Origin of the sequence: Subtercola boreus, from assembly GCF_006716115.1 — a bacterium.
GTDB classification, from domain to species: domain Bacteria; phylum Actinomycetota; class Actinomycetes; order Actinomycetales; family Microbacteriaceae; genus Subtercola; species Subtercola boreus.
In genome coordinates this window covers 565,401-591,471 of record NZ_VFOO01000001.1, presented here as the reverse complement: position 1 = coordinate 591,471, position 26,071 = coordinate 565,401, and the positions used below count along the sequence as shown (strand labels likewise).

Sequence of the window (26,071 nt, the reverse complement as noted above, 5' to 3'; positions counted from 1 at the left end):
ACTCTCTCGAAGGAAGCAGCCCCCCGATGAGCCGCGCCACCGGAACCCTGACCGTCACCGATGCCCTCGTCTTCGACGGGGTCTCCGACGACCTCGTCGAGGCCGACATCACCGTCGTCGACGGGGTCATCGCCGAGGTCGGGCCGGGGCTAACCCGTGTCGGCCGTGTCGTCGACGCGAAGGGCAGGGCGATCGTCCCGGGGTTCATCGACGCCCATTTCCACGCCTACAGCACCGCGATGGGCGGGATGGAGTTGGAACTCCGGCCACTCAGTTACGTCTCGATCGTGGGCACGCACCGGCTCGCCGCTGCCCTCCGCCGGGGCTTCACCACGGTGCGCGATGTCGCCGGTGGTGACATCGGCCTCGCCCGGGCCATCGACGAAGACCTCTTCCCCTCCCCGCGCTACCACTTCACCGGCCCCGCCCTCAGCCAGACCGGCGGGCACGGCGACCCGCGGCCCGGCGACCTCGACCTCTGCTTCCACGGCGGGCACATGAACGAGATCGTGGACGGAGTGGATGACCTGCGGCGCGCCGTGCGGCAGAGATTCCGCACCGGTGCCCACGCCATCAAGGTGATGACGTCGGGCGGTGTCGTGTCACTGACCGACCCGATCCGGGTGCCGCAGTACTCCGCCGAGGAGCTGCTCGCCGTCTCCGACGAGGCGACGCGTCGCGGGAGCTACGTGGCCGCGCACGCGTACTCGCCGGAGGCGATCATCCATTCGGTGACCAACGGCATCCGGTCGATCGAGCACGGCAACCTGCTCGACGAGGAGGCTGCGGCGCTGATGGCGGCGCACGGGGCGTTCCTCGTGCCGACGCTCGTCGCCTACGACGCGATGAACCGCCGCGGAGACGAGGTGAACCTCAACCCCATCTCGCGGGCGAAGAACTCCGAGGTTCTGGATGCCGGCAAGACCGCCGTGCAGCTGGCCCGGGCGGCCGGGGTGCAGATCGGCTTCGGCAGCGACCTGATGTCGGCGCTCGCCGACGATCAGCTGCAGGGTATCCGCCTGCAGTTGGAGGTCGAGTCGGTCGCCGACGTGCTGCGCTCGCTCACCTCGGTGAACGCCTCCCTGCTGCAGCGCACCGACATCGGACGCATCGCGCCCGGAGCCGCCGGCGACCTGCTGCTGCTCGACGGCAACCCCTTCGACGACAGCGCCCTGCTCTGGGACCAGTCCCGCCCCCGCCAGGTCGTCCAGTCCGGCTTGCTCGTCTAGCCGCGTCGCCCGCCGCGGTCAGGCGGGGAGCACGGCGGGCCGGCCGGCCTCGGCCTCCTCCTCGTGCTCGATGTCCTCCGCCACCTGCGATTCAACGTCGGCGGAAGACATCCGGCGGCTCACCGCCCAGTAGAAGACCGCCACGGCGAACGCCGCCACGATCAGCGTGTCCCAGTCGGCGGGCAGCACGTTCAGCTGCGTGGTTCCGAAGTCACCGAGGTAGCCGATGATGCACATGCCGACGAGCCACGGCCAGATCCACAACGCCGACTGCCAGCGCGCCTTCGCGAGGTTCACGTTCTTCGCCTTCACGAGCGCCGCGATGACGAACAGCACCTGGCCGACCAGCACCGCAACCGACAGTCGCCAGGTCGCGTCGAAACCGCCCCAGTAGATGATCAGGTTCGCGAAGACGAAACCGAGCGGCAGGATGAACATCGGCGCCGGCACCCTGTAGGGGTGGTGGCGCTTCTGGTCGGCCTTCCGCAGGGCAGCGAGCGAGATCGGCGCGAAGGCGTACATGATCGCTGTCGCGCCGGTGATGTAGCCGACGAGCTGCAGCCAGCCCGACCCCGGTACCAGCAGGGCGCCGATGCCGAGGAGGCTCGCGAGCGCCAGCGACCAGACCGGCACACCGCGGGCCGAAAGGCGGGTGAGCCGGTCGGGCAGTCCCAGGGCGTACGAGATGCGGGCGGTCGTGCCCACATAGATGAGCCCCGTTCCGCCGGGCGAGATCACGGCGTCGATGATCAGCACAGCGGCCAGCCACCCCGCCCCGGCTGACAGCGCCAGCGTGTAATAGGGCCCGTAGTCGCCCTCGCCGATGGGATTCGACCAGCCGTTCTGGATGAGCGTGGCCGGGTCGAGCGACCCGACGAAGGCCACCTCGAGCAGCAGGTAGAGCAGCGCACCGATACCCATCGCGAGGATGATCGCCCGCGCGACATCCTTCTTCGGGTTCTTGGCCTCGCCGGCCATCTGCGATGCCTGCTCAAACCCCTGGAGCGCGAAGACGACGCCGGCCGGCAGCGCCGCGAAGATGCCGTGGAAGCCGAAGGGCGCGAACCCACCGTTCGCCGTGAAGTTCTGTGCGTGAAAGCTCAGCGTGATCAGTACCACGATCGTCAGGATCGGCACCAGCGTCTTCCAGATGACGATGCCGGTGTTGCTGTCGCTCATCCAGCGGGCGCCGCCGAGGTTGACGAAGGTGAACAGCAGCATCGCCAGAATGCCCACGACGATGCCCTGGCCGGTGAGCGTTCCGTCGACGTTGATCAGCGGGAAGTCGGTGCTGATGCTGCCGACCGAGTTCACGTAGCTGAGCGACGCCTCCACCTCGAGCGGAGCGATGAACACCGCCTGCAGGTAGGTCACCCAACCCGCCGTGAACCCCGCGAAACCACCGAACGCGTAGTGCGGGTAGCGCGCGGTGCCCCCGGCGACCGGGTACGCACCGCCCAGATCGGCGTGGATCAGCGCGAGCACCATGAGCATGATCGCGGCGATGACCCACGAGATGAGGGCGGAGCCGCCCGCGAACTTCGCCGCTGTCAGCGCCCCCAGCAGCCAGCCCGACCCGATGATCGACCCGAGTGAGACGAACGTCAGCCCCCAGAACCCGACGGTGCGTTTCAGGGCCGGCGAGGACGTGCCGGAGCTTGCTTCGCGGGATGCTGCGGATGTCGACACGGGGGCCTCCCAAGGCGAACTGTCGTCGTCGAAAGCCGCGCCGAGTGACGCGCTACGACAATGAGAACCCCGGAGAACCGGTCACAGAGCGATCGGAAACACGATCTTCACATGTGCATCTGTACAGAAAACCGGCGCCGGCGCCGCGGTCGGCGTCAGCTACCCGACGCCAGCTCCTTCGAGCGCGCCACCGCAGCATCCGTCGCCTCCGTGAACAGCTTCTCGAGGCCGCCCTCCGACAGCACGCGGATGGCCTGCTCGGTGGTGCCCTTGGGGCTGGTGACGCGGCGCCGGAGCTCGGCCGGATCCTCCCCCGTGTGCTCCAGCAGCGCAGCGGCACCGATGAACGTGCCGTTCACGAGTGTTGCCGCCTGCGAGGGCGTGAAGCCCTTCGCGACAGCCGCCGCGGTGAGCTGCTCGACGAGGTAGAAGAAGTACGCCGGACCCGATCCGGAGATCGAGCTGAGCGCATCGATCTCGCCCTCGGGAACAGCGACCACGTCGCCGACCAGCTCGAACAGCGCCGTCACCAGCGCGAACTGCTCGTCGCTCGCGCGCTTCCCCTGCGCCAGCCCGGTGACACCCTTGCCGATGAGCGAGGGCGTGTTCGGCATCGCCCGCACGACCGCGACCGACGACGGCAGGGCGCGCTCGAACACATCGAGGGTGACGCCGGCGGCGAGGCTCACGACGATGGCGTCCGGCGCGAGCGAGGGGGCGATCTCGGCCAGCAGGTCGGTGACCATGTACGGCTTCACTCCGACGATGACGATGCGGGCATCCGTCACGGCCACCTGGTTCGCCCGGGGGTCGGTCTCGGTGCTGTACACGCTGAGCGACGGATGCTCGGGCACGGTCGCCGCGCGCGACGCCGACCTCGTGGTCGCCCTGATGCCGCCCTCGACCGTGACGTCGGGGCGGAGGAGCCCGGCGAGCACGGCCTGGCCCATGGAACCGGCACCGAGGAGGGCCGTCGTGGGAAAGGAGTGTGGGGTGGTCAACGCGGGGTGCTCATTTCGTGGGGAGGGTGGAGGTTTCGAGCTGGTCTTCGGCGAGGCCCGCCCACCAGCCGAGCACGTGGCCGATGTGCGCATGCAGCAGTTTCTCGGCTGCGTCGGCGTCGCCCGCGACGAGCAGGTCGAGTAGTTCGTGGTGTTCCGTTGCCGAGAGTTCGAGTTCGCGGGTGTCCTTCAGCTCGGCAAGGCCGACCATGCGGGTCTGGCTGCGGAGTTCCTCGACGAGCCTCACGAGCCGGCGATTGCCCGTCAGCGCGATCAGTTCGAGATGGAAGTGCGAGTCCGCAGCCAGGTAGGCGGCGAAGTCGGCGGCCGCGGCTGCCCGGATGATCTGCTCCGCCATCGCGCGGAACTCCGGGAGGCGATTTTCCGGGAACTCCTCCGCGGCGATCCGGATCGCCGGCACCTCCAACCAGCGGCGCGCCTGAACGATCTCGCGGAGGTCGTCTTCGCCGACGGTGGTGATGCGGAAACCCTTGTTGCGCACCGACTCGACGAACCCCCGCTTCTCGAGGTCGAGCATGGCCTCGCGCACCGGGGTCGCCGACACCCCGAACTGGGTGGCGAGCCCGGGAACCGACACGACCGTGCCCGGCTCGAGTTCGCCGGAGATGATCGCGACCGAGAGTGCGCGCTCCACTTCGGCGCGGAGACTCGACGACTGCGGGATGCTTCGGATCGAAGAGCTCTCGTTCATCTCAGCATCATCTCCTAAGCAGGCGCGGCCAGCACGTATGGCTCGTAGTCGTGTATGGCATATTACTGCCCACGAGCGGGCACTTCGCGGAACAATCGGCTGCAAATGGGGGGAATGCACGCAACCGCCTTCGGGAGAGGGAAAGATAGGGCTATGACCGAAGAAGAATCGACCGAACCCGCTGCCGAGATCACGTTCGACGGCGAGCTCTATCCGGCGCGGCCGCCACGCCTCCGGCCCCGCGCGAACCTCCGTGCGAGCCGCATCCAACGCTCCTTCTCCGATCCGCGGTCAGCCGACGCGTCGAACGTCTCCTATGTCGAATGGCTGATCCGGCAGTCGATGCTCCGCGACGCCCAGGTGCTCTCGCGCGGTCTGTCCGGCCAGCCGAGCATGTGGCGGAACCCCTACGCGAAACCGGATGCCCGGCGAGCCATCCGCACAGCATCCGTCTGGTTCACCGCCTACCCCATCTCGCTGATCACCGAACCGGGTGTCTCCTACCTCGGCGCCCTCGGCGACGAACGGCTCTGGGCCGCCTTCGAGACCATCGGCATCTCAGCCGTGCACACCGGCCCCGTGAAGCGTGCCGGCGGCATCACCGGCTGGAGCATGACAGCCAGCGTCGACGGCCACTTCGACCGCATCTCCACCCAGATCGACCCCGCGTTCGGCTCGGAGGACGAGTTCCGGCTGCTCTCGGATGTCGCCGACCATCACGGCGGCAGCGTCATCGACGACATCGTGCCGGGCCACACCGGCAAGGGCGCCGACTTCCGCCTCGCGGAGATGGCCTACAAGGACTACCCGGGCATCTACCACATGGTCGAGATCCCCGAGGAGAGCTGGGGGCTGCTGCCCGAGGTGCCCGCGGGCCGCGACTCGGTGAACCTCAACAAGGAGACCGAGCACCAGCTCGCCGAGCAGGGTTTCATCATCGGCGAACTGCAGCGCGTGATCTTCTACTCCCCCGGCCAGAAGGACACGAACTGGAGCGCCACCGGCCCCGTGCTCGGCGTCGACGGCATCACCCGCCGCTGGGTCTACCTGCACTACTTCAAGCAGGGCCAGCCCTCGATCAACTGGCTCGACCCCACGTTCGCCGGAATGCGCCTCGTGATCGGCGATGCGTTGCACTCCCTCGGCGACCTCGGTTCGAGCGCGCTCCGCCTCGACGCCAACGGCTTCCTCGGCGTGGAGAAGAGCGCCTCAGGCAGCCCGGCGTGGTCGGAGGGACATCCGCTCTCCGAGGCCGCGAACCACCTCATCGCGGGCATGGTGCGGAAGGTCGGCGGCTTCAGCTTCCAGGAGCTGAACCTCACCATCGAGGACATCCGCGACACCGGCCGGGTCGGCGCCGACCTCTCCTACGACTTCATCAACCGGCCCGCCTACCAGCACGCGCTGGCGATGGGCGACACCGAGTTCCTGCGGCTGACGCTCCGCACCTCCCTGAGCCTCGGCGTCGAACCGGTGAGCCTCGTGCACGCCCTCCAGAACCACGACGAGCTCACCTACGAGCTGCTGCACTGGGAGACCCTGCACCGCGCCGACCTGTACCCGTTCCGCGACGAGGAGATCACCGGCGGGCAGCTCGCCGAGACGGTTCGTGCCGACCTGGTGTCGAAGCTGACCGGAGACGCGGCCGACTACAACATGGTCTTCACCACCAACGGCATCGCCTGCACCACCGCCTCGGTCATCGCCGCGACGCAGGGCCACACCACGCTGGCGTCGATCACCGATGAGGATGTCGCGAGCATCCGTGCCGCCCACCTCTGCCTGGTGCGCTTCAACGCCTGGCAGCCCGGCGTCTTTGCCCTCTCGGCCTGGGATCTGCTCGGCATGCTGCCGGTGCCGGTCGACGAGGTGCGCGACCTCATCGCCGACGGCGACACCCGCTGGATCGAGCGCGGCGCCCACGACCTGATGAACGTGTTCCCCGAGGCCACGGCGTCGAGTTCGGGCATGCCCCGCGGCCGCTCGCTCTACGGTCCCCTGCCCGAGCAGCTCGACACGCCCGGCTCGTTCGCGCTGTCGGTGCGGCAGATCCTCGACCTCCGTTCGACCTACGGGCTCGACATCGCCAGCCAGGTCGACATCCCGGATGTCGCGCACCCCGGCATGCTCGTCATGGTGCACCGCCTCGACGAAGGCGACATCACGATCGAGGATCCGCGCCTGCAGATCACCGTGCTGAACTTCACCGGAGAGGAGATCGACGGCACCGTCCGCTCCGACGCCCTGATCGCCCGCCGCGCGGTCATCGACGCGACGACCCGCGAGGAGACCGGGCGGGTGGATGACCTGCAGAGCTTCTCCGTGAGCCTCCCGCCCTACGGTGGCCTGTTCCTCATCATCGAGCCGGAGGTCGAGGCGGCGGAGTGATCCTGGGCTTCCGCGCCGTGCGCGTGGAAGCCCCGTCCCCGTCAGAACCGATTCGTGGCAAGGTGGTGGAGGCGGAGCGCCAGCGACAGCCGTACCCGGCCTTCTGAAGAACGCACATCGAAGCCGAGTCGCTCGCTGAGCTCGGACACGCGGGCCTGCATCGTCGAGTGGTGCACCCCTGTCGAGGCCGCCGCCGCGCGGACGCTCTCCGCACGCACGAGGAGTTCGAGGTTCGCGAGGTTCCGTGGGTCATCCTGCACCAGCCGATCGATCGCCTCGACGTCGGGCTGCGGATGGGATGAGGTCTCGGCTGCTTCGGCGAGCAGAAGCATGCCGCCGAGGGCGCTGGCGTCGATGACCGGTTCGGCCTCCGTGGACAGACGGAGCGCCAGGAGCGCCGTCTGCCACGACCGCGGCGCATCGGTCGCCGGGAGAAGGAGTCCGAGACCGAGGCGGCCGAGAGGCGCACCCGCGCCTTCGCGAACGATCCTCGCCCGCACCCGGCCGACAAGCGTGTCGACCACAACGCTGCCGGCACCCGGCTCGGCTCCAGAGTCGGCGGCCGGGGCCGCCACCAGTCGCAGCAGGCCGGTGTCGACCCTCAGGCGGCGAGCCGCTGCCGCCCGGGCGTCGGGACTCTCGGCCGCATCGATGAGGATCTCCAGGTTCCGGCGGGCAATGGCGACCGGATGGGTGCGTTCCAGCGAGATCCGCAAGCCGAACGACAGTCGCTCCAGCACCATCGCGTCGTTCACGTGAGCGCTCCCGCTCCGTTCGATCCACGCGTACCAGCCCTCACCGACCGCGTGGGAGGGCCAACGGCCACCCTCCGGAACGCCGGGATCCGCCGAGCGCGCACCGGCGCTGTCGACACGCATCACCGTCTCCTCTGCAACAAAGCCGACCCCGCACCCCGTGAGCACGCTGGCGGCGCGGAGGAGCGCCTCGGCCGACGCATGCCCCTCCACCAGCGTGTCGAAGTAGGAGATCACCCGCAGGCTGTCGCTCGCCACCGGATCGAGGGCGGTGATCCGTCCCACTAGTTCCTGCATGTTCTGGAGATCCACTCACGACTCTGCGAGGTGCGCGCCGGCCGGAGAGTCGCAGGACGGCGCGCTGCTGTCTGCCCCCACCCTAACCCAGGCAGGACAGGTCGGACGAGAACGTCCGAGGCCTGCCCGGCGCGCAACCCGTCAGACGCCGAGGATACGCCGCAACCAGCGGGTCCTGTTCTCTGCGACGGCGGTCGACAGGGCAGCCGCGGGCGCCATCAGCTCAGCCCCGTGGAACACCCCCGGGGTCACATGCAGCTCGCAGATGCCACCGTCGGCCCAGATCTTCGACGCATACGCCACGTCCTCGTCGCGGAAGACCTCAGCCGAGCCGACATCGATGAACGTGGGCGGAAGACCGGAGAGGTCGGTCGCGCGAGCAGGAGCCGCGTAGATGGACACGTTCTCCGTCCCGCGGCGATCGCCCAGGAGAGCATCCCAGCCGGTGTCGTTGCTGCCCCGGTCCCAGACGCCGATGCCGACGAACTGGTGGCTCGAAACCGTTTCATTCCGGTCATCCAGCATCGGGTACATCAGCAGGGAGCCGATCAGCGCGGGACCGCCCTTGTCCCGGGCCATCAGGGTGACTCCCGCGGCGATGCCGCCGCCAGCGCTTCCTCCCGAGATGACCAGTCGGTCGGCGTTGAAGCCGAGCTCGTCGGCGTGCTCCGCGGTCCAGACCAGCCCGGCGTAGCAGTCGTCGACGAGGGCAGGATCGGGGGACTCGGGAGCGAGCCGGTACTCGACGCTCACCAGCACGGCATCGAACTGCTCGACCCAGTCCAGCAGCGGTTCGAGGCCGGTGAAGCGGTCGCCGATGATCATGCCGCCACCGTGCACGTTGTAGATCCCCGGGCCTCCCGCCACGTGATCCGTGCGACGGAAGATGCTCAGGATGATCTCCGGAGCCCCCTCGGGTCCGGGCACGCTGCGCTCCTCGTGGGTCACCGCGCGGCCGGCCAGCAACTCCTCGATCGGCGGTGTGACGCTCGCCGAGCGCATCGGGGCGATCATCCCAGGGGTCACGGTCGGCGGCATCTGTGCGCCGAGCACGGCGAGCACTGCAGCGAGCTCCGGGTCGTAGGGCGGGCGAGCGAACTCGCGGACAGAATCGGTGGATGTCATGGTTGGTCTCCCTGGGCCGTGGGGCACGGCGTTGTGCCTTCGTCTTCATTCTGTCGGGCGCTCCCGCCTCTCGCGACCGCCAGTCGTGACTGATCAGGCCGTTTCGCGCGCCAGCTGGCGGTTCCCTTGACAGTTAGAAGGCTAACAGTTAGAGTTCTGATCATGAAGGAACCGGAATTCACCAGCACGCTCTCACTGCTGCGCTGGATCGGCTGGGCACAGCGCAAAGTCGGCGAGGACTGGATCCGCGAGCGTGAGCTGAGCCATGAGCAGGCATTCGCCCTCGGTTTCCTCGAACAGAACCCCGGATCCATCCAGCGCGACATCGCCGCACTCACCCGCACCAGCGCCGCCAGCGTGTCGAGCCTCCTGCAGGGGCTCGAACGCCGAGGCCTCATCGAACGCCGCACGGAGGGCGGGAACGAGCGCAGCAAACGCGTCTACGCCACGCCCGCCGGCGCCGAACTCATCGCCGGCTTCGACTCCGCCATGGAGGCCGCCGACGACACCATCCTCGCGCCGCTCAGCGCAGCGGAGCGGGCCACGCTGCACGACCTCCTGACGAAGGTGACCTCCGTGTTGCCGCAACCCACGCGATAACGCCCCGGTAGCGCCCCGCCGGACCAATCCCCGCACCACCCCACCCTGACCATCGAGCCCGGGCGGGCATCCAGAGTCCCCCACCTCTCCTCGCCGTGCCGGCGTTCGTCGGCGCGCGCTCGAACCTGCCCGGAAAGGAGCAGTCATGAGCACCTCACCCTCCACCCCACCCTCCACTCCCCCCGTCACACTCCCGCCCCGGGTAGGCGCCGTCGGCACCAATCGCTGGTACCTCTCCGCCGCACCGATCGTGCGCGCCCTGGTGCACCTCTGCGTGCCGATGGCCGCCGCCATGATCGTGGGCGCCGTCTACAACGTCGTCAACGCGGGCTTCATCGGCTCGCTGCACGACGCCACCCTGCTCGCCGCCATCACGTTCGGCACACCCCTCCTCGGCCTGGTCATGGCGGTCGGCGGCGTGTTCGGCGTCGGCGGCGGCGCCCTCATCTCGAGGCTGTTCGGCGCCGCCGAGACCGACTCAGGCCAGGCCGACCAGATCAAGCACGTCTCCTCCTTCGCCCTGTGGGGGGCCATCGTGACGGGCGCCATCCTCGGCGGTCTCGGACTGCTGCTGCTCGGTCCGCTCGTGTCGCTTCTCGGGGCGGATGCCGCCGCGGTGCCCGCGACGAGCGCCTACGTGGCCGTCATGCTCGGCTTCGTGCCGGTGCTCGCCGCCGCCTTCTGCCTGGAACAGATCGTGCGGGCGGAGGGTGCGGCGCGGCAGGTGATGATCGGGCTCATCGCGTCCACCATCGCGAACGTCGTCTTCGACGTGCTGTTCATCCTGGTGCTGCACTGGGGCGTCGGCGGAGCGGCACTCGCGATGGGGCTCTCGAACCTCGGAGTCGTCGTCTACTTCATCGTCTGGCTGCAGCGCCACAGCGAACACGTGAGCCTCGCGCCACGCTGGTTCACCCTGTCGCCCGCCGTGCTGAAGCCGGTCTTCGGCGTGGGTGTCGGCGAGCTTCTGCAGTCGGCCTTCCTGATCGTCACCTCCCTGGTGCTGAACAACCTCGCGGTGGCCTACGGCGACAGCGCCCTCGCCGCGATGGGCGTCGCCGTGCGCATCGCCCAGGTGCCGGAGTTCCTCGTCATGGGCGTCACCCTCGGCGTACTGCCGCTGCTCGCTTACTCCTACGGCAAAGGCGACCGAGCCAGGCTCCGGTCGGCCCTCCGGGTCTCGGCGGTCACCGTCGGCGGCATCGTGCTCCTCTCGGCCGCTTCGGTCTTCGTGTTCCGCGACCAGGTCTTCTCAGCGTTCGTCTCCGACCCCTCCGTGCTGGCCATCGGTGTCACCATCCTCACCGCCCAGCTCGTCGCGATGATCGTGAACGGTTTCACCGGTCTGCTGACCTCGCTCTTCCAGGCGACCGGGCGCTCGGTGCCCGCCATCGTCATGTCCCTGGCGCAGGGCGTGCTGTTCATCCCCATCGTGCTGCTCGGCAACCTCTGGTTCGGTCTCGCCGGCATCATCTGGTCGCTGACCGTCTCCGAGGGGCTCGTCTTCCTCCTCGGCGTCGTCATCTGGCTCGCATCCCGCCGGGCGATCGACCGCGGTCTCGCCGCGGGCAGCCCCGAGCGCGCCGAACACGTGCTGGAATCGGCGGCCGCCTGACCCGGGGCGAGCCCTCAGCGACGGGGCGCTACGCGCGGCCGCGCTCCAGGTGCGCGTAGTCGGGCAGCTCGATCCTGTCGGCGGGCGGCGCGAAGAGTTTCGCGCCGAGCTTGCCCACGAGGGGGGTGGATGCGGCGCGGAGCGCCACGTGCAGCGCCGCGAGACCGGCCCGCGTCCGCGGGTTGGCAACGCGGGGCACTCCGGGCGGGAGCTGCTGTGCCTGGTCGACGTAGGGGCGCATGATCCGCTCGTAGCCGGCGAACGCATCCCGGTGGTGCACGTGCGAGGCGAGCTCGCCCGCAAGCACGTACGCGCCCACGATCGACAGGCTGGTGCCCATGCCGCTCACGGGCGAGGCGCACCACGCGGCATCCCCTGCCAGCGCGACACGACCGCGGGACCAGTGCGGTGCCTTCACCTGCCCGATCGACTCGAAGTACAGGTCGGACGCGTCGTCGAGCGCGTCGAGAAGGCGCGGAGCCTCCCAGCCGACGTCACGGAACTGCTCGCGGAGCCGCGCCCTCTGCTCAGCGGCCGTGCGGCGCTCACTGCGAGCATCCACCGCCCCGGACCTGCCGGAACCGCCGACCTTCCCGTAGCTGATCGACGAGAGCGTCGCGCGCGTCGTGCCGTGCTGGTCGGGTCGGAGCGTCACGGCGAGGCCGCCCGCTTCGTTGTACCAGTTCCACCAGGGGGTGTCGGTGGCGGTGCGCGGGACGGTGAAGTAGCTCGTCTCCATGCCGAGGGGATGAACGGATGCTTCGCCGCCGAACACGAGCTCGCGGGTGCTCGAGCGCATTCCGTCTGCGGCGACGACGAGGTCGAAGCGCCGCTGCTCGCCGCTCTCGAATGTCACTTCCACGTCGTCTTCGCCTTCGACGATCCCCGCGATCTGGTCGCCGTAGAGATAGTCGGTGAGGTCGCCGGCCACGCTTGCGTCGACGAGGATGCGCGCCAGGTCCCCGCGAAGGATCTCGAGTTCGGCTGTTGCGCCGCCGCTCTCCGAGGCCCGCACCGGGAATTCGGCGACGATCGACCCGCCGCTGCCCAGGAACCGCGTGCCGACCTCACCCGTGTTCGCCCGGCGAACCGCGTCTTCGAGGCCCGCTCGCCGCAGCACTTCACGGCCCGCCCCACGCACGTCGATGTTCTGCCCCCCGTCGCGGAACTCCGACGCCCGTTCGACCACGGTGCTCCGCCAGCCGTAACGCCCCAGCCAGTAGGCGAGGGCGGGGCCGGCAATGCTCGCCCCGGAGATCAGGACTTTCGGATTCTCGTTCATGATGGGCCCCTTCAAAATAGTTACATGATCAATCTAACCCATGATCAAATGAAGTGACAATCAAACGAATACCCGTAGACTGGGGTTGACACGAGGAGGTCGCCATGCCGGAATCGCCGTCCGGTCCGAACGCCCAGCACGACCGGCTGCTCACAGCGCTCCGGATGCACGGAACAGCGTTCAGCGACATGGGCCGCCAGCTCGGGCTCTCCGCCGGCCTCCACACCACCGACGCCAACGCGCTGGTACACATTCTCGCCGCACAGGACGCCGGTGCGCCCCTCACCCAGACCCAGCTCAGCCACCGCGTCGGGCTGACCGGGGGCGCGACATCCTCGCTCCTCAACCGGCTCGAAGACGCCGGGCACATCCGCCGCGCGCGCGACAACGCCGACCGGCGCATCGTCACCCTGCACTCGACCGACGGAGTCGAAGAACTGATCGACGGCTTCTTCGACCCGCTCGCCGAACGCCTCGGCACGGTCATGGATCGCTACTCCCCCGAGGTTCTGGCGGAGTTCGAGCGGTTCCTCAGCGACGTCGCCGTCACGATGGACGACTACCTGGCGGAGAAGGCGGCCGCTTCGCGCTGACCGCGGTGCGCAACCGCACGATCCGGTACCCGATCCCCACCACCAGCACACCCAGCCCCACGAGCACAGCCGGCAGCGGCAGCGTCGCGACCAGAACGAGGCAACCGAGCACTCCGACAACCTGGAGCGCTCGCGGGTAGCGCCGATCCGCCGCGCCCTGCGTGAAGGCGGCAGCATTCGCGACAACGTAGTAGAGCAGCACGCCGAACGACGAGAAACCGATCGCTGATCGGAGGTCTACACTCAGCACCAGCACACACACGACCACGGCCAGCGCGATCTCCGCGTGCTGCGGCACCCGGCGCCTCGGATGCACGGCCGCAAGCCAGCGGGGCAGATCGTCGTTGCGGGCCATCGCGAGGCTCGTGCGTCCGATTCCCGCGATGAGCGCCAGCAGCGCACCGAGGGCCGCGGCGGCCGCACCGATCCGCACGAGCGGCGAAGCCCAGCTCCACCCTCCCGCCGCCACGACATCGGCGAGCGGTGCGCTGCTCGCGGCGAGCCGTTCCGGGCCGAGCACGGCGAGAACCGTCAGCGCGATAACGGCGTAGACCACGAAGGTCGCCGCCAGGGCGACGAGGATGGCGCGTGGGATCGTGCGTTGCGGCTCCTTCACTTCCTCCCCCATCGTCGCGATGCGCGCGTAGCCCGCGAAGGCGAAGAAGAGCAGCCCGCCGGACTGCAGGATGCCGTACCAGCCGTGCTCGAACAAGTCGGGTCGAGCATCCAGAACCAGCGGCCCCCGGCCCGCCACCGCCGAGATCACGACAACGGCCAGCACCAGCAGCACGAATGCCACGATCACGCGCGTCAGCGCTGCCGTTCGGGTGACCCCGACGAGGTTGACGGCTGCGAGAGCGAGCACAGCCAGCACCGCGACGGGCTTCTCCCAGCCGGCCGGTGCCGCATACGCGGCGAACGTGAGCGCCATCGCCGCGCAGCTGGCCGTCTTGCCGACCACGAAGCTCCACCCCGCCAGGAACCCGGGCCACTCCCCCAGCCGTTCCCGGCCGTAGACGTAGCTGCCACCCGACGTCGGATACTGCGCGGCGAGCTGCGCCGATGACGTCGCGTTGCAGAAGGCGACGATCCCGGCGACCAGCAGCCCCACGAGCAGCCCAGCACCCGCGACGGACGAGGCCGGGGCGAACGCGGCGAAGATGCCGGCCCCGATCATCGAACCGAGGCCGATGCTCACCGCGTCGACGGTGCCGAGCTTTCGCGCGAGGGTGGGTGGTGCCGTCATCCGCCTACTCTCGCGCGCCCAGGTGAACAATCGGTGCTGCTCGGGTCATCGTTTTAGACGTCATGTTCGTCCTCGTGTTGGACGGGGACGTCGGCGGCGTTCCCCGTCTGCCCCCACAACTGGGCCTTTGCAGGGGTTAACCCGAACGGGTTAGCTTGAATGCGCAGCTACCGAATTGTGCTGCCGGTTGAAGAGTGTTCCTAGCGCTCCGTCGACGCCCATCCGTTGCCTGACGTGTTCCGCTCCCTGAGCGGAACCTTCGGCAACATGGCGATGCCGCCCCTGTGCCGGAAGATCCCTCCCTGAGGATTTCTCCGGCACAGGCGGCCGAAAAGACGAGGGGAAACCGAATGACTTCGATTCTGCAGTACGGCAATACCGAGATCGTGATCGCTGACGCCGACGAGCACACCGCGGTCCGCGACCTGATCCAGTCGATCGTCGCCGCGGGCCGCACCGAGTGGACGGCATTCCTCTGCACCGACCTCGAGGGCAACCCGCAGACCTACGAACTTCTCATCACCCCCGGCGTGCCGGTGACGATCGTGTCGGATGCGCCGCTCGAGGCGGAGCTCCGGCGGGAGGGCCACTAGGCGCGGCGCGCGCGGCAACCCGATCCGCGCCGGCGATAGCCCCAACTCTCCCGTTGACACAGCAAGACAAAGTTAAGGCTGAAGTACCCCCAGAGGGACTCGAACCCTCACTACGACGATTTTAAGTCGTCTGCCTCTGCCAATTGGGCTATGGGGGCGACCAGGAGGTTACTCTTTCGAGACCGCTCCACCGACCGGCACCGGAGCACCGGCGGGGCCTGGGGTGCCAGCACCGACAGCAGGAGCGGCGGGCGCCGCAGCGGCGGGAGCAGCCGGACGGGGACGGGACGCGAACTCCTCGAACGCTGCGCGCGGGTGCACCCGGGCCTCGAGCGAGGCGATGTCGCGGCCGAGCACGAGGTTGAACGCCCAGTTGCCGATGACGCGGATCTTGCGCTCCCAGCTCGGCATGGCGAGACCGTGGTAGCCACGGTGCATGACCCAGGCGGGGAAGCCGGTGATACCGATCTTGCCCGACTGGAAAGCGCCGACGCCGAGGCCGAGGCCGGCGACCGCGCCAGCGTTCTTGTGGAAGTAGTCCTTGACGTCTTCACCACGGAGCTCGGCGACGATGTTCTTCGCGAGCTGCTTGCCCTGGCGCACGGCGTGCTGGGCATTCGGTACGCAGAACCCGCCCACACCACCACCGGAGAGGTCGGGCACGGCCGAGACGTCGCCGGCACCCCAGGCGTCGGGAACGATGCCGTCGTCACCGACGACACGGAGGTCGGCCTGCAGGCGCAGGCGGCCGCGCTCCTCGATGGGGAGGTCGGTGTTCTTCAGCATCGGGCTGGCCATGACGCCGGCCGTCCAGACGATGGTGTCGGACTCGAAGCTCTCACCGGTCGACAGCTCGACGACACCGCCGACAGCGGATTTCAGCTGGGTGTCGAGGTGGATCTGGGCGCCACGCTCGGCGAGGTTCTTGATGACCCAGCCGGCGGTCTTCAGCGAGACCTCGGGCATGATGCGGCCCATGGCCTCGATCAGGTGGAAGTGGGTGTCCTCGAAGGCGAGCTCGGGATAGCTGTCGAGCAGGGCGCTGGCGAAGGAGCGAATCTCGGCGAAGATCTCGATGCCGGCGAAGCCGCCGCCGACGACGACGAAGGTCAGCAGGCGGTCGCGCTCGGGTCCCTCGGGCAGCTGCGAAGCCTTGTCGAAGTTGGTGAGGATGCGGTCGCGGATGGCCACGGCCTCCTCGATCGTCTTCAGACCGATGGCCTCGTCTGCGACACCCGGGATCGGGAACGTACGCGAGACCGAGCCGGCGGTGACGACGATGGTGTCGTACTCGACCTCGTAGTCCTCGCCGATGTTCGGGTGGATCGTGACGGTCTTGTCGGCGTGGGTGATCTTCTCGACCTTGCCGGCGATGATCGTCGTCTTCTTGAGGTGGCGACGGAGCGCGACGACCGCGTGGCGGGGCTCGATCGAGCCGGATGCGATCTCGGGCAGGAAGGGCTGGTACGTCATGTACGGCAGCGGGTCGACGACGGTGACCTCAGCCTCGCCGTTCCGCAACCACTTCTCGAGCTTCCAGGCGGTGTAGAAGCCGGCGTAGCCGCCGCCGACGATCAAGATTTTCGGCACAGTAAAGGTTCTCCTCGGTCAGGTACAAGCCAACAGGCTACTACCTCCGCACCACGGGCCAGAACGAGTTATCGCACTGGTGTGCCACGGAGTTGTTCAATGGCCTGCGCTGGCCGCATCTACAGGATACTCCTTGCACTCGCAGACGAGTGGCGACCAGTCCCCCCGCGCCAGGGCGAGATCGCCGATCGGGTTCACCCCGGGGCCCGCCGCGAGGGCGTGCGCGGCGAGGGCGTGCAGGCATTTGACCCGCACGGGCATCCCTCCGGCCGAGATGTTGGCGATCTCCTCGACGACGGCAATGCTCTCCCGGTCGGCGAGGTACTGCTCGTGCGCGGCGAGGTACGCGGCACCGACCGCTTCGTCGGATTCGACGAGTTGCTGGAGGGAGGGCATGATCTGGGCGGCCTCGAGGTCGGACATGGCGGCTGTCGCGGCCGGGTGGCTCAGGTAGTACATCGTGGGGAACGGGGTTCCGTCGTCGAGGCGTGGGGCGGTGGCGACGACGGTCGGCGCGCCACAGATGCAGCGCGCGGCGATACCGAGCACGTTCCGCGCCTGCCTGCCGAGCTGGTTCGAGACGGTCTGGATGTCGAGCTGGGTGGGAGCGTCGAACGGGGGCGTTGTCATTGTGTCGTTCCGTCGGGGGTGGCCGCGCCGGTGGGCGCCGTTCCATCGGGGGTCGCTGCGCCGGTGGGCGTGAGGCCGAGCTGGTCGGGCGTCTGGGTGCTGAGGCCGGCGGTGAGCCCGGAGACCAGCAGCGACGCGATCCAGTCGCTCTGTGTGGTCTGGATGTCACTCGACACCGGTGCCGTACTGCCGGCCTGCCCCGTGCCGGTGTCGTTCAGCACGAGGAAACTGGTTTCGCCGGGCATGACGTAGTAGAGGCGGTCGCGCGCCTCGGCCCGGATGTAGGCGGGGTCGCTCCACCGCGCGACATCCGAGGTGAGGCTGGAGTTCTGCGCCTCGGCAGCCTTCAGGTTCTGCTGGAGGTCGGCGATCTGCTGGCGCTGTTCGATGAAGATCCGCGCACCCGGCGCGACGATCACGACGAAGAGCACGAGGATGACCAGCATCAGCACGGTGAAGCCGGAGAACCGGATGCTGCGGAGCCAGTTGGTGGGTGCGGCCCCGGTCGACCGGCGGTCGGCGGAGCGCGGAGCCCTGCCGACCGTCGATCTCATGGAATTCCTCACTCGCGGTTCGGTGGAACCGCCTACTGCTGGAGCGCTCTGCCCGATCAGGCGGTGAAGCGCGGGAACGCGGTGCGGCCCGCGTAGACAGCCGCCTCGGCGAGCTCCTCTTCGATCCTCAGGAGTTGATTGTACTTAGCGACGCGCTCGCTGCGGGCAGGCGCACCGGTCTTGATCTGACCCGAGTTGGTGGCGACGGCGAGGTCGGCGATGGTCGTGTCCTCGGTCTCACCCGAACGGTGCGACATCATCGTGGTGTAGCCGGAACGCTGCGCCAGGGAGACCGCGTCGAGCGTCTCGGTGAGCGTGCCGATCTGGTTGACCTTGACGAGCATCGAGTTGCCGGCGCCCAGCGAGATGCCCTTGGCCAGGCGAACCGGGTTCGTGACGAACAGGTCGTCACCGACGATCTGCACCTTGCCGCCGATCGACGAGGTGAGGTGCTGGTAGCCCTCCCAGTCGTCTTCTTCGAGCGGGTCTTCGATCGAGACGAGCGGGTAGTTCGCCAGCAGGTTCTCGAAGTAGCTGCTGAGTTCCACCGACGACGTGGCCTTGCCTTCGAACTGGTAGGCGCCGTCGCGGTAGAACTCGCTCGCCGCGACATCCATCGCCAGGGCGATGTCGGTGCCGGGGGTGAAGCCCGCCGCCGTGATCGCCTCGAGGATGAGGTCGAGCGCCGCAGCGTTCGACGACAGGTTCGGCGCGAAGCCGCCCTCGTCGCCGAGGCCCGTCGAGAGGCCCTTCTTCGACATCAGCGACTTGAGCGCGTGGTAGGTCTCGACGCCCCAGCGGAGGGCCTCGGAGAACGTCTCGGCACCGATCGGCGCGATCATGAACTCCTGGATGTCGACGTTCGAGTCGGCGTGCGACCCACCGTTGATGATGTTCATCATCGGCACGGGCAGCACGTGGGCGTTCGGGCCGCCGACGTAGCGGAACAGGGGCAGGTCGGCCGAGTCGGCAGCGGCCCGGGCGACGGCGAGCGAGACGCCGAGGATCGAGTTCGCGCCGAGGCGGCTCTTGTTCTCGGTGCCGTCGAGCGCGATCATCGCACCGTCGACGAGGCGCTGGTCGCTGGCGTCGAAGCCTTCCAGCGCCGGGCCGAGCTCGTCGATCACGGCGTCGACGGCCTTCAGCACGCCCTTGCCGAGGTAGCGGCTCTTGTCGCCGTCGCGGAGCTCGTAGGCTTCGAAGGCACCGGTGGATGCTCCGGACGGGACGGCAGCGCGGGAAACCACGCCGTCGTCGAGCAGAACCTCGACCTCGATGGTCGGGTTGCCGCGCGAATCGAGGATCTCGCGAGCGCCTACGGCTTCGATCAATGCCACTGGATTGTCTCCTTATGAGTTCTGTGACGGATGTCGCAGCAGGCGAGCATCCGGTGGCACCAGTCTACCGATCTACTCCTCGCCGACGCTCAGCGCCTGGGCCTCCTCGAACTCGGTCTCCTCGCCGCCGGCGTCGACCCGGCGGAGGGTCTTCCGTCCGATGACGACGAACAGGGCGGCCACGATCACCGAGCCGGCAGCCGCGTACATCGGGAACCCGGGGCTGACGGCCACGGCCAGCGCTGCTGCGGCGGGCGGAGCGATGGCACCGCCGAGGAACCGCACGGCCGAGTAGGCCGACGACGCGACGGTGCGCGGCAGGTCGGTCGCCATCATGACCGACTCGGTGAGCACGGTATTGATGATTCCGAGCATCAGGCCGCCGACGACAATGCAGACGATGAGGCCGACTGTGGAGGAGATGAGGAGCCCACCCGCGACGAGGTCGAGCGCGAGCAGCACGAGCGCCCCGGTCAGGGCTGTGGTGCGCTTCATCCGACGGGTCAGCAGAGGGGCGACGAACACCGAGGTGACCGCGACTCCGATCCCCCAGCCGAAGAAGGTGAAGCCCAGGCCGATCGCGTTGAGGCCGAGCGGGAACGGCGTGTAGGCCAGCAGGGTGAAGAAGCCCATGTTGTAGAACAGGGCGGTGAAGGCGAGCAGGCGGATGCTCGGGTTCGCCAGTGCCCGGATCGGCGCACTGAGGCGGGTCGGAACCCGGTCGACCTTCTCGTCCTTCTTCAGCAGGACCGCGATCGCGATGAAGCCGATGGCCATGAGCACGGCGGTTCCGAAGAACGGGCCGCGCCAGCTGATCGAGCCGAGCAGGCCACCGAGCAGTGGACCGATCGCGATACCGAGACCGAGGGCGGCCTCGTACAGCACGATGGCGCTCGACGCTCCGCCGCTCGCGGCGCCGACGATGGTGGCGAGGGCCGTGGAGATGAAGAACGCGTTGCCGAGCCCCCAGCCGCCGCGGAACCCGATGACACCCTCGACGCTGCCGGCGAGCCCGGCGAGGGCCGCGAACACGACGATCAGGGCGAGACCGATGAGCAGGGTCTTCTTGGCACCGATCCGGCTCGAGACGAAGCTCGTGATGAGCATCGCGAGGCCGGTGATGACGAGGTAGCTCGTGAAGAGCAGCGAGGTCTGCGTCGGGCTGGCCTGGAGCGCTTCGGCGATGGCCGGCAGGATCGGGTCGACCAGGCCGATGCCCATGAACGCGATGACGCTCGCGAAGGCGACGGCCCAGACGGCTTTCGGCTGGTGCAGGATGGATGCCCCGCCACCGCCGTGGCCGTGGCCGTGGCCGTGGCCTGAGCTTCCGGGGCCGTGCGTAGTGGGTGCGGGTGCTGTCTGTGCGGCTGAAGCGGCCTTCGTCGGTGTGGCGGGGGTCGCGGAGCCCTGGGAGGATCCGACGGTTGTCATGATTAGGCTGCAAGCTCCTGTACGTCTATACGGTCGCCGATGAGCTCGGTGGCCTGGCTGAGAACTTCGAGCTCACGGTGCGTGAGGTCGGAGAAGAGGGGTTCGAGGGCGACGCCGAGGCGGAAACGCCAATCGTTCAACGCGACCTGGCCCTTCGGCGCGATGGCGATCTGCCAGGCGCGGGCGTCGGATGAATCGGCGATGCGCTTGATCCATTCGAGCTCGTTGAGGTTGGCGACGATCCTGGTCATCGTCGGCTGGCTGACGCGGCTCGCGTTCGCGAGTTCGCCGAGGCGCATGGGCCCGGCGGAGGTGAGCACGCTGAGCGTCCGCCACGAGGCGGGCGGCGTGGTCTCCCCCGTGGCCTGGGCCGCGAGACGGGTGAGGCGGTGGGTGACGGCTACGAGGTCGCCCAGAAGTTCAGAAAGTTCGCTGTTCACGTACTTGATTGTATAGCCGAACTATCTAACGTCCAAATCCTCACTTTTTCTACGAGATGTAGAAGATTAGATCGCCTTGACCTCGAGGTCTGCCTCGGCGTGGGTGTCGGGGCCGACGAACGCGAACGAGGTGAACCCGCCGGCTGCCGCGCGGTCGAGCTGCGCCTTCGTGTTCTTCGTCCGCTTCTCGAGCCGCACACGGGTTCCCGAGGCGATCAGCTGCGTCTTCAACCCGACCAGTTGCGCCGGCGTCGCGGATGCGTCGTGCAGGAGCAGCAGGGCATCCGGAGCCCCGACGGCGTCGGCCTGCAGGAGGTCGACGATGCGCTCGAATCCGATCGAGAAGCCGCAGGCCGCGACATCCGTACCGAGGAAACGGCCGATCATGCCGTCGTAACGACCTCCTCCCCCGAGCGAGAACGAGAAGTCGGGGTGCGCGATCTCGAAGATCGTGCCCGTGTAGTAGCCCATGCCGCGCACGAGGAACGGGTCGAACTGCAGGTACGCCTTGTCGACGACCTCTGCGAGCGCGGCCAGCTCGGCGATGAGCTCGGGGTCGACCCCCGCCGGCAGGGCCTTCGTGATCGCACGCACGCCGAACGGGTTGAACTCCTGGGTCGTGATGCGGTGGAAGAACGCGTCGAGCGCATCGACGGCGGCCGGTGTGACGGCGCGCTCGCGCAGTTCGGCGACGACGCCGTCCTGGCCCACCTTGTCGAGCTTGTCGACCGTGATCAGAACCTGTGGATGTTCAGCCGGAGCGAATCCGAAGACGTCCAGCATCGCCGTGAGCAGCCGACGGTCGTTGATGCGGATCGTGCAGCCGGCCAGCCCCAGCTCGTCGAGCGTGGCGAGCGTCGCCGTGATGATCTCCGCCTCGGCCAGCTGGCCTGGCTCGCCGATGATGTCGATGTCGCACTGCACGAACTGGCGGTAGCGACCCTTCTGCGGGCGCTCCGCACGCCAGACCGGCGCGATCTGGATGGCCCGGAAGACGCTCGGCAACTCCCCGCGGTGGCTCGCGTAGAACCGTGCGAGCGGAACCGTGAGGTCGAACCGGAGCCCCAGGTCGGCGAGGAATTCGGGCGCCTCGAACTCGGCCGCCTCCTCGAGGTCGCTCTTGCTGAGCGCACGCTTCATCACGCTGAAGCTCAGCTTTTCGTTGTCCCCGCCGAGGCCGGAGTGCAGGCGCTCGATGTCCTCCATCACGGGCGTCTCGATCTCGTCGAACCCGTGCGCGGTGTAGGAGCGGCGGATGATGCCGAGCGCACGCTCGCGCGTCGCCTTCTCTGCCGGAAGGAAGTCGCGCATGCCGCGGGGCGGGGTGATTGCCTGAGCCATGCCCCAATTCTGCCAGTCGCGCGGAGCCTTCCCCGTCCTGCCCGCTGTCGGCCGACAAACGGACGAGCCTCAGCGGACAGGGTGCCGCGGAGCGGGGCGTGCCGCACCATCCTCGCCCGTTCGTCGGTGCCCGGATGCCGGCACCGCGCCGCCGCGGCTGACGAAAGCTCGCGTCCCCTATATTGTTCGCATGAGTTCCGCCAGTCTGACAACGTCGTCGATCGACCTCTCCAAACGCGACCTGACGCTCGACATCGCGCGGGTGTTCTGCGTGCTGCTCGTGGTGATCATCCACCTGCTCATGGTCGGCGTCGGGTTCGCGGCCGACGGCCAACTCACTGTTTCGCGCCCCCTCGAGCAGCAGTGGTGGTTCGCGCCCGTGACGTGGGAGGGCCAGATCATGCCGCTCTTCTTCGTGGTCGGCGGGTTCGCGAGCATCACAGCCTGGCGGAGCTCCGTTCGCCGCGGAGGCACCCCCGCCGACTTCGTGCGCACCCGGGTTCTGCGCCTCGCCCAGCCCGCCCTCCCCCTCTTCGTGTTCTACGTGGCCGTCATCGGCGGGGCGCGGCTCATCGGTATCGACCCGACCCTGCTCGACACCGTCGTCGTCGGGGCCGGCTCGCCGCTCTGGTTCCTCGCCGCCTACGGTCTCTGCCAGGCGCTCGTGCCCGCAATGGCCCGCTGGCATGCGCGAGCCCCGCGCCTCACCCTGGTCGTGCTGCTCGCCGGTGCGGTGGTCGTGGATGCCCTGCGCTACTCCAGCGGGATCGACGCCGTCGGCCTGCTGAACCTCTTCTTCGTCTGGCTGCTGGTGCAGCAGTTGGGCTTCTGGTACGCCGACGGATGGTTCGACCGACGCGCCTGGTGGCAGCTGGTGCTGGTCGCCGCCGCCGCGTACGCGACCCTGTTCCCGCTGACCGGTCTGGGCCCGTACAGCGACGACATGCTCACGAACCTGAACCCTCCCACGCTGCCCCTGGTCGCGCTCGCCCTCGGTCAGGCGTGCATCCTGAGGCTGCTGCGACCGGCGCTGGCAGCCCTCATGAACACGCACGCCGCGCGCGCCTTCGTCTTCGTCGTCGGATCGCGGCTGATGACGATCTACCTCTGGCACCTGCCCGTGATCATCATTCTCTCAGGGATCGCGCTGCTCATCCCCGGGGCATCCCCCGCTCCGGCGGGCCCGGCCTGGTGGTGGAGCCGCCCCGTCTTTTTCGTGATCGTCATGGCGGCGCTGTTCGGGTTGTCGTTCCTGGTCGGGCGGTTCGAGAAGCCGCGCGAGGTGGGGCCCACTCCCCCGGGGCCGATCGTCGCGCTGGCCGCCGTGCTCACGTTCGTGCCGGCGTTCTGCGTGATGGAGTTCTTCCTCGACCTGCCGTTCGCCGTGCTCGGCGCGGTGTTCTACGCGATTGCGGTGCTGCTGCTCGGGCGCTGGCCCGGGGCATCAGTCGACAGACGGCAGCGCGATGATGCCCGCGTCGGCTGAATCCTGAGCCTCCGCCTCGCGGATCTCATCCTGCAGTCCCCGGAGCGTCGACCGCAGCGCGCGTTCGGCATCGAGCCCCTGCGCCTTGGCCGAAGCAACCACGGCGAGCAGCAGCGAACCGAGCTCGTCTTCGTCGCTGACCGGGATGCCCGCCGGGGCGTCGGCGTCGAGCAGGCCGATCTTCTGCGCCTTGCCGATCACCTTGTCCGCGAGCGCGAGCGAGGGCATCCCCTGGGGGATCCCGTCGAGCACGCTTGTGCGGCCCGGCTTCTCGACGGCCTTCAGGTCGTCCCACATTCCCACCACGTCGGCAGCCGTGTGCGCGATCCGGTCGCCGAAGACATGCGGATGCCGCCCCACCATCTTCGCGGTCATGTGAGCCGCGACATCCTGGATGTCGAAGCCCTCGCCCGGCGTGTGAGCGGCGAGATCGGCGTGGAAGATCACCTGGTAGAGCACGTCGCCGAGCTCCTCGAGCAGGTCGTCGCGTGTGCCCACCTCGATCGCCTCGACCAGCTCGTGCGACTCCTCGACGAGGTACTGCACGAGCGACTCGTGGGTCTGCTCGGCGTCCCACGGGCATCCACCCGGCGCGCGCAGCCGAGCGGTGACGGCGATCAGTTCGTCGAGCCTGGAGGGGTACTGGTCTGTCACGCGGGCCTCACATCCATCGGTCGGCGCGGGTCACGCCGGCCGGTTGAGCACTGTCGTTAGACTGTAACCGGTGAGCCGGGAAGTCTGGTCGGCAGAAACTTCTTCGACCCTTCCGAGAGGCACCATGACCCAGCACTCACCGCCCGCGGGCACCCCCGACACGAAGCCCGGCCTGTTCGCCGCAGACCGTTCGGCCGAATCGTCCCGTCTCGGCGAGATCCTCCGTAAAGAAACGGTCGGCGGCGTGATCCTCGTGGTCGCGGCGGCCATCGCTGTCATCTGGGCCAACACTCCGTTCGCTGACAGCTACTTCGCGCTCCGGGACTTCGAGATCGGGCCGGAGGCTCTGCACCTGCATCTGAGCCTCGGCCAGTGGGCATCAGACGGTCTGCTGGCGATCTTCTTCTTCCTGGTCGGGCTCGAGCTTAAACGGGAGTTCGTCGCGGGCGAGCTCCGCCAGTTCAGCAAGGCGATCGTGCCGGTCTCCGCTGCGGTCGGCGGCGTGATCGTCCCCGCCCTCATCTACCTGGCGATCAACCTCGCCGACCCGGAAGCCATCACCGGCTGGGCGATCCCCACCGCGACAGACATCGCCTTCGCCGTGGCCGTGCTCGCGATCGTCGGCTCCCGGCTGCCGAGCGCACTCCGCATCTTCCTGCTCACACTCGCGGTGGTCGACGACCTCATCGCCATCGCGATCATCGCCTTCGTGTACACCAGCGAGATCCAGTTCGTACCCCTGCTGCTCGCTCTGCTCCCGCTCGCCCTCTACACCGTTCTCGCCCAGCGGTTCCGCCGGTTCTTCGGCCGGCACCAGGCGGCGGCCTGGCTGATCCTGCTGCCGATCGCAGTGGCCGTCTGGGCTCTGATCCACGCGTCGGGGATCCACGCGACCATCGCGGGGGTGCTGCTCGGCTTCGCGATCCCGGTGATCCGGAGCAAGGCCAGCGGCGGGCCGGAGGCGGGACCCGGGCTGTCCGAGATCTTCGAGCACCGTTTCCGCCCGATCTCCACCGGCTTCGCCGTGCCGGTCTTCGCGTTCTTCGCCGCAGGTGTCACCATCGGCGGGCTCGACGGCTTCACCACCGCGCTCTCGAGTCCGGTGACGATCGGCATCGTCGCCGCCCTGGTGCTCGGCAAACCCGTCGGCATCCTGCTCACGACCTGGGTCACCACCCGGGCGACCCGCGCGCAACTCGATCCGAGCATCCGGTGGATCGATCTCACCGGGGTCGCCCTGCTCGGCGGGATCGGGTTCACCGTCTCGCTCCTCGTCGCGGAACTCAGTTTCGGCATCGGCAGCGTGCACGACGACGACGCCAAGGTGGCCATCCTGGTCGCGTCCGTGCTCGCCGCTCTGCTCGCCACCGTGGTGCTCCGCCCCCGCAACCGGCACTACGCCAAGGCCGAGCTGGCGGAGGCGGACGCGTACGGCAGAGCAGACGACAGAACCGACCCGGGACCCTCCGAACGGTAACGTGAG

At 68.6% G+C, this 26,071-nt stretch carries 23 protein-coding genes and 1 tRNA gene; 8 read left to right on the top strand and 16 right to left on the bottom strand.

Annotated elements, in window-relative coordinates; all coding sequences use genetic code 11:
- The first annotated feature begins 26 nt into the window (after positions 1 to 26).
- Entirely contained in the window at positions 27 to 1,229 is a 1,203-nt protein-coding gene (locus FB464_RS02835; protein WP_116415204.1) for a metal-dependent hydrolase family protein, read from the top strand.
- A gap of 18 nt (positions 1,230 to 1,247) precedes the next feature.
- Here the strand turns inward: FB464_RS02835 and FB464_RS02830 are convergent, their stop codons facing one another.
- From FB464_RS02830 to FB464_RS02820, 3 genes are all read right to left on the bottom strand, one after another.
- Positions 1,248 to 2,918, bottom strand: a complete 1,671-nt coding sequence (locus FB464_RS02830; RefSeq protein WP_211327375.1) for an APC family permease — start codon at positions 2,916 to 2,918, stop codon at positions 1,248 to 1,250.
- Positions 2,919 to 3,073: 155 nt separating this feature from the next.
- Complete coding sequence (proC, locus tag FB464_RS02825; protein WP_281279729.1) at positions 3,074 to 3,919, bottom strand: pyrroline-5-carboxylate reductase; 846 nt, start codon at positions 3,917 to 3,919, stop codon at positions 3,074 to 3,076.
- A 10-nt stretch (positions 3,920 to 3,929) separates the two neighbouring features.
- Positions 3,930 to 4,631: a GntR family transcriptional regulator gene (locus FB464_RS02820; protein WP_116415206.1), complete on the bottom strand. Its 702-nt coding sequence runs from the start codon at positions 4,629 to 4,631 to the stop codon at positions 3,930 to 3,932.
- A 153-nt stretch (positions 4,632 to 4,784) separates the two neighbouring features.
- Between FB464_RS02820 and treS the strand changes: the two genes are divergently transcribed.
- A complete protein-coding gene (treS, locus tag FB464_RS02815; protein WP_211327376.1) occupies positions 4,785 to 7,019 on the top strand; it encodes a maltose alpha-D-glucosyltransferase in 2,235 nt (744 codons plus the stop codon).
- A gap of 41 nt (positions 7,020 to 7,060) precedes the next feature.
- On the opposite strand, the gene FB464_RS02810 is transcribed toward treS, so the two are convergent.
- The gene (locus FB464_RS02810) at positions 7,061 to 8,086 is read right to left on the bottom strand and encodes a helix-turn-helix domain-containing protein (protein WP_116415208.1); all 1,026 of its coding nucleotides are present in this window, start codon (positions 8,084 to 8,086) and stop codon (positions 7,061 to 7,063) included.
- A 126-nt stretch (positions 8,087 to 8,212) separates the two neighbouring features.
- Positions 8,213 to 9,196 (bottom strand): alpha/beta hydrolase, encoded by a 984-nt coding sequence (locus tag FB464_RS02805; protein WP_116415209.1) that lies wholly within the window; start codon positions 9,194 to 9,196, stop codon positions 8,213 to 8,215.
- Positions 9,197 to 9,358: 162 nt separating this feature from the next.
- Between FB464_RS02805 and FB464_RS02800 the strand changes: the two genes are divergently transcribed.
- Together FB464_RS02800 and FB464_RS02795 are read left to right on the top strand one after the other, a co-directional pair.
- On the top strand, positions 9,359 to 9,796 hold the full coding sequence (locus FB464_RS02800) for a MarR family winged helix-turn-helix transcriptional regulator (RefSeq protein WP_116415210.1): 438 nt from the start codon (positions 9,359 to 9,361) through the stop codon (positions 9,794 to 9,796).
- A 145-nt stretch (positions 9,797 to 9,941) separates the two neighbouring features.
- Complete coding sequence (locus tag FB464_RS02795) at positions 9,942 to 11,411, top strand: MATE family efflux transporter (RefSeq protein WP_116415211.1); 1,470 nt, start codon at positions 9,942 to 9,944, stop codon at positions 11,409 to 11,411.
- Positions 11,412 to 11,439: 28 nt separating this feature from the next.
- On the opposite strand, the gene FB464_RS02790 is transcribed toward FB464_RS02795, so the two are convergent.
- Positions 11,440 to 12,693 (bottom strand): FAD-dependent monooxygenase, encoded by a 1,254-nt coding sequence (locus FB464_RS02790; RefSeq protein ID WP_116415212.1) that lies wholly within the window; start codon positions 12,691 to 12,693, stop codon positions 11,440 to 11,442.
- 104 nt (positions 12,694 to 12,797) lie between these two features.
- Between FB464_RS02790 and FB464_RS02785 the strand changes: the two genes are divergently transcribed.
- Complete coding sequence (locus FB464_RS02785; RefSeq protein ID WP_116415213.1) at positions 12,798 to 13,286, top strand: MarR family winged helix-turn-helix transcriptional regulator; 489 nt, start codon at positions 12,798 to 12,800, stop codon at positions 13,284 to 13,286.
- On the opposite strand, the gene FB464_RS02780 is transcribed toward FB464_RS02785, so the two are convergent.
- On the bottom strand, positions 13,240 to 14,532 hold the full coding sequence (locus FB464_RS02780) for an APC family permease (RefSeq protein ID WP_116415214.1): 1,293 nt from the start codon (positions 14,530 to 14,532) through the stop codon (positions 13,240 to 13,242). The two genes, FB464_RS02785 and FB464_RS02780, sit on opposite strands and share 47 nt — an antisense overlap.
- 350 nt (positions 14,533 to 14,882) lie before the next feature.
- On the opposite strand from FB464_RS02780, the gene FB464_RS02775 reads away from it, so the two are divergent.
- On the top strand, positions 14,883 to 15,125 hold the full coding sequence (locus FB464_RS02775) for a hypothetical protein (protein ID WP_116415215.1): 243 nt from the start codon (positions 14,883 to 14,885) through the stop codon (positions 15,123 to 15,125).
- Between the two features lie 84 nt (positions 15,126 to 15,209).
- Here the strand turns inward: FB464_RS02775 and FB464_RS02770 are convergent.
- The 8 genes from FB464_RS02770 to hisS form a co-directional block, all read right to left on the bottom strand.
- Positions 15,210 to 15,283, bottom strand: a tRNA-Leu gene (locus FB464_RS02770).
- 10 nt (positions 15,284 to 15,293) lie between these two features.
- Complete coding sequence (locus tag FB464_RS02765) at positions 15,294 to 16,715, bottom strand: NAD(P)/FAD-dependent oxidoreductase (protein ID WP_116415216.1); 1,422 nt, start codon at positions 16,713 to 16,715, stop codon at positions 15,294 to 15,296.
- Positions 16,716 to 16,811: 96 nt separating this feature from the next.
- Entirely contained in the window at positions 16,812 to 17,345 is a 534-nt protein-coding gene (locus FB464_RS02760) for a DUF501 domain-containing protein (protein ID WP_116415217.1), read from the bottom strand.
- On the bottom strand, positions 17,342 to 17,899 hold the full coding sequence (locus FB464_RS02755; protein ID WP_116415218.1) for an FtsB family cell division protein: 558 nt from the start codon (positions 17,897 to 17,899) through the stop codon (positions 17,342 to 17,344). The genes FB464_RS02760 and FB464_RS02755 overlap by 4 nt, the downstream gene beginning before the upstream one ends.
- A 56-nt stretch (positions 17,900 to 17,955) precedes the next feature.
- On the bottom strand, positions 17,956 to 19,236 hold the full coding sequence (eno, locus tag FB464_RS02750; protein WP_116415219.1) for a phosphopyruvate hydratase: 1,281 nt from the start codon (positions 19,234 to 19,236) through the stop codon (positions 17,956 to 17,958).
- Positions 19,237 to 19,308: 72 nt separating this feature from the next.
- On the bottom strand, positions 19,309 to 20,667 hold the full coding sequence (locus FB464_RS02745; protein ID WP_116415220.1) for an MFS transporter: 1,359 nt from the start codon (positions 20,665 to 20,667) through the stop codon (positions 19,309 to 19,311).
- 2 nt (positions 20,668 to 20,669) lie between these two features.
- On the bottom strand, positions 20,670 to 21,107 hold the full coding sequence (locus tag FB464_RS02740) for a MarR family winged helix-turn-helix transcriptional regulator (RefSeq protein ID WP_116415221.1): 438 nt from the start codon (positions 21,105 to 21,107) through the stop codon (positions 20,670 to 20,672).
- A gap of 66 nt (positions 21,108 to 21,173) precedes the next feature.
- A complete protein-coding gene (hisS, locus tag FB464_RS02735; RefSeq protein ID WP_116415222.1) occupies positions 21,174 to 22,448 on the bottom strand; it encodes a histidine--tRNA ligase in 1,275 nt (424 codons plus the stop codon).
- Positions 22,449 to 22,638: 190 nt separating this feature from the next.
- Here hisS and FB464_RS02730 point away from each other — a divergent pair, with 190 nt between their 5' ends.
- The gene (locus FB464_RS02730) at positions 22,639 to 23,934 is read left to right on the top strand and encodes an acyltransferase family protein (protein ID WP_116415223.1); all 1,296 of its coding nucleotides are present in this window, start codon (positions 22,639 to 22,641) and stop codon (positions 23,932 to 23,934) included.
- Here FB464_RS02730 and FB464_RS02725 read toward each other — a convergent pair.
- Positions 23,893 to 24,588, bottom strand: a complete 696-nt coding sequence (locus FB464_RS02725; protein ID WP_116415224.1) for a nucleoside triphosphate pyrophosphohydrolase — start codon at positions 24,586 to 24,588, stop codon at positions 23,893 to 23,895. The two genes, FB464_RS02730 and FB464_RS02725, sit on opposite strands and share 42 nt — an antisense overlap.
- Before the next feature lie 124 nt (positions 24,589 to 24,712).
- On the opposite strand from FB464_RS02725, the gene nhaA reads away from it, so the two are divergent.
- Entirely contained in the window at positions 24,713 to 26,065 is a 1,353-nt protein-coding gene (gene nhaA / locus FB464_RS02720; protein ID WP_116415225.1) for a Na+/H+ antiporter NhaA, read from the top strand.
- Positions 26,066 to 26,071 lie beyond the last annotated feature (6 nt).

Bases quoted from the DNA above. Each gene is read 5' to 3' on its own strand.
- FB464_RS02805 (WP_116415209.1), bottom strand. From the start codon at position 9,196: ATGACATCCACCGATTCTGTCCGCGAGTTCGCTCGCCCGCCCTACGAC.
- treS (WP_211327376.1), top strand. From the start codon at position 4,785: ATGACCGAAGAAGAATCGACCGAACCCGCTGCCGAGATCACGTTCGAC.
- FB464_RS02835 (WP_116415204.1), top strand. From the start codon at position 27: ATGAGCCGCGCCACCGGAACCCTGACCGTCACCGATGCCCTCGTCTTC.
- FB464_RS02730 (WP_116415223.1), top strand. From the start codon at position 22,639: ATGAGTTCCGCCAGTCTGACAACGTCGTCGATCGACCTCTCCAAACGC.
- FB464_RS02790 (WP_116415212.1), bottom strand. From the start codon at position 12,693: ATGAACGAGAATCCGAAAGTCCTGATCTCCGGGGCGAGCATTGCCGGC.
- hisS (WP_116415222.1), bottom strand. From the start codon at position 22,448: ATGGCTCAGGCAATCACCCCGCCCCGCGGCATGCGCGACTTCCTTCCG.
- FB464_RS02800 (WP_116415210.1), top strand. From the start codon at position 9,359: ATGAAGGAACCGGAATTCACCAGCACGCTCTCACTGCTGCGCTGGATC.
- FB464_RS02795 (WP_116415211.1), top strand. From the start codon at position 9,942: ATGAGCACCTCACCCTCCACCCCACCCTCCACTCCCCCCGTCACACTC.
- FB464_RS02755 (WP_116415218.1), bottom strand. From the start codon at position 17,899: ATGAGATCGACGGTCGGCAGGGCTCCGCGCTCCGCCGACCGCCGGTCG.
- nhaA (WP_116415225.1), top strand. From the start codon at position 24,713: ATGACCCAGCACTCACCGCCCGCGGGCACCCCCGACACGAAGCCCGGC.
- FB464_RS02780 (WP_116415214.1), bottom strand. From the start codon at position 14,532: ATGACGGCACCACCCACCCTCGCGCGAAAGCTCGGCACCGTCGACGCG.
- FB464_RS02745 (WP_116415220.1), bottom strand. From the start codon at position 20,667: ATGACAACCGTCGGATCCTCCCAGGGCTCCGCGACCCCCGCCACACCG.
- FB464_RS02775 (WP_116415215.1), top strand. From the start codon at position 14,883: ATGACTTCGATTCTGCAGTACGGCAATACCGAGATCGTGATCGCTGAC.
- FB464_RS02760 (WP_116415217.1), bottom strand. From the start codon at position 17,345: ATGACAACGCCCCCGTTCGACGCTCCCACCCAGCTCGACATCCAGACC.
- FB464_RS02785 (WP_116415213.1), top strand. From the start codon at position 12,798: ATGCCGGAATCGCCGTCCGGTCCGAACGCCCAGCACGACCGGCTGCTC.
- FB464_RS02820 (WP_116415206.1), bottom strand. From the start codon at position 4,631: ATGAACGAGAGCTCTTCGATCCGAAGCATCCCGCAGTCGTCGAGTCTC.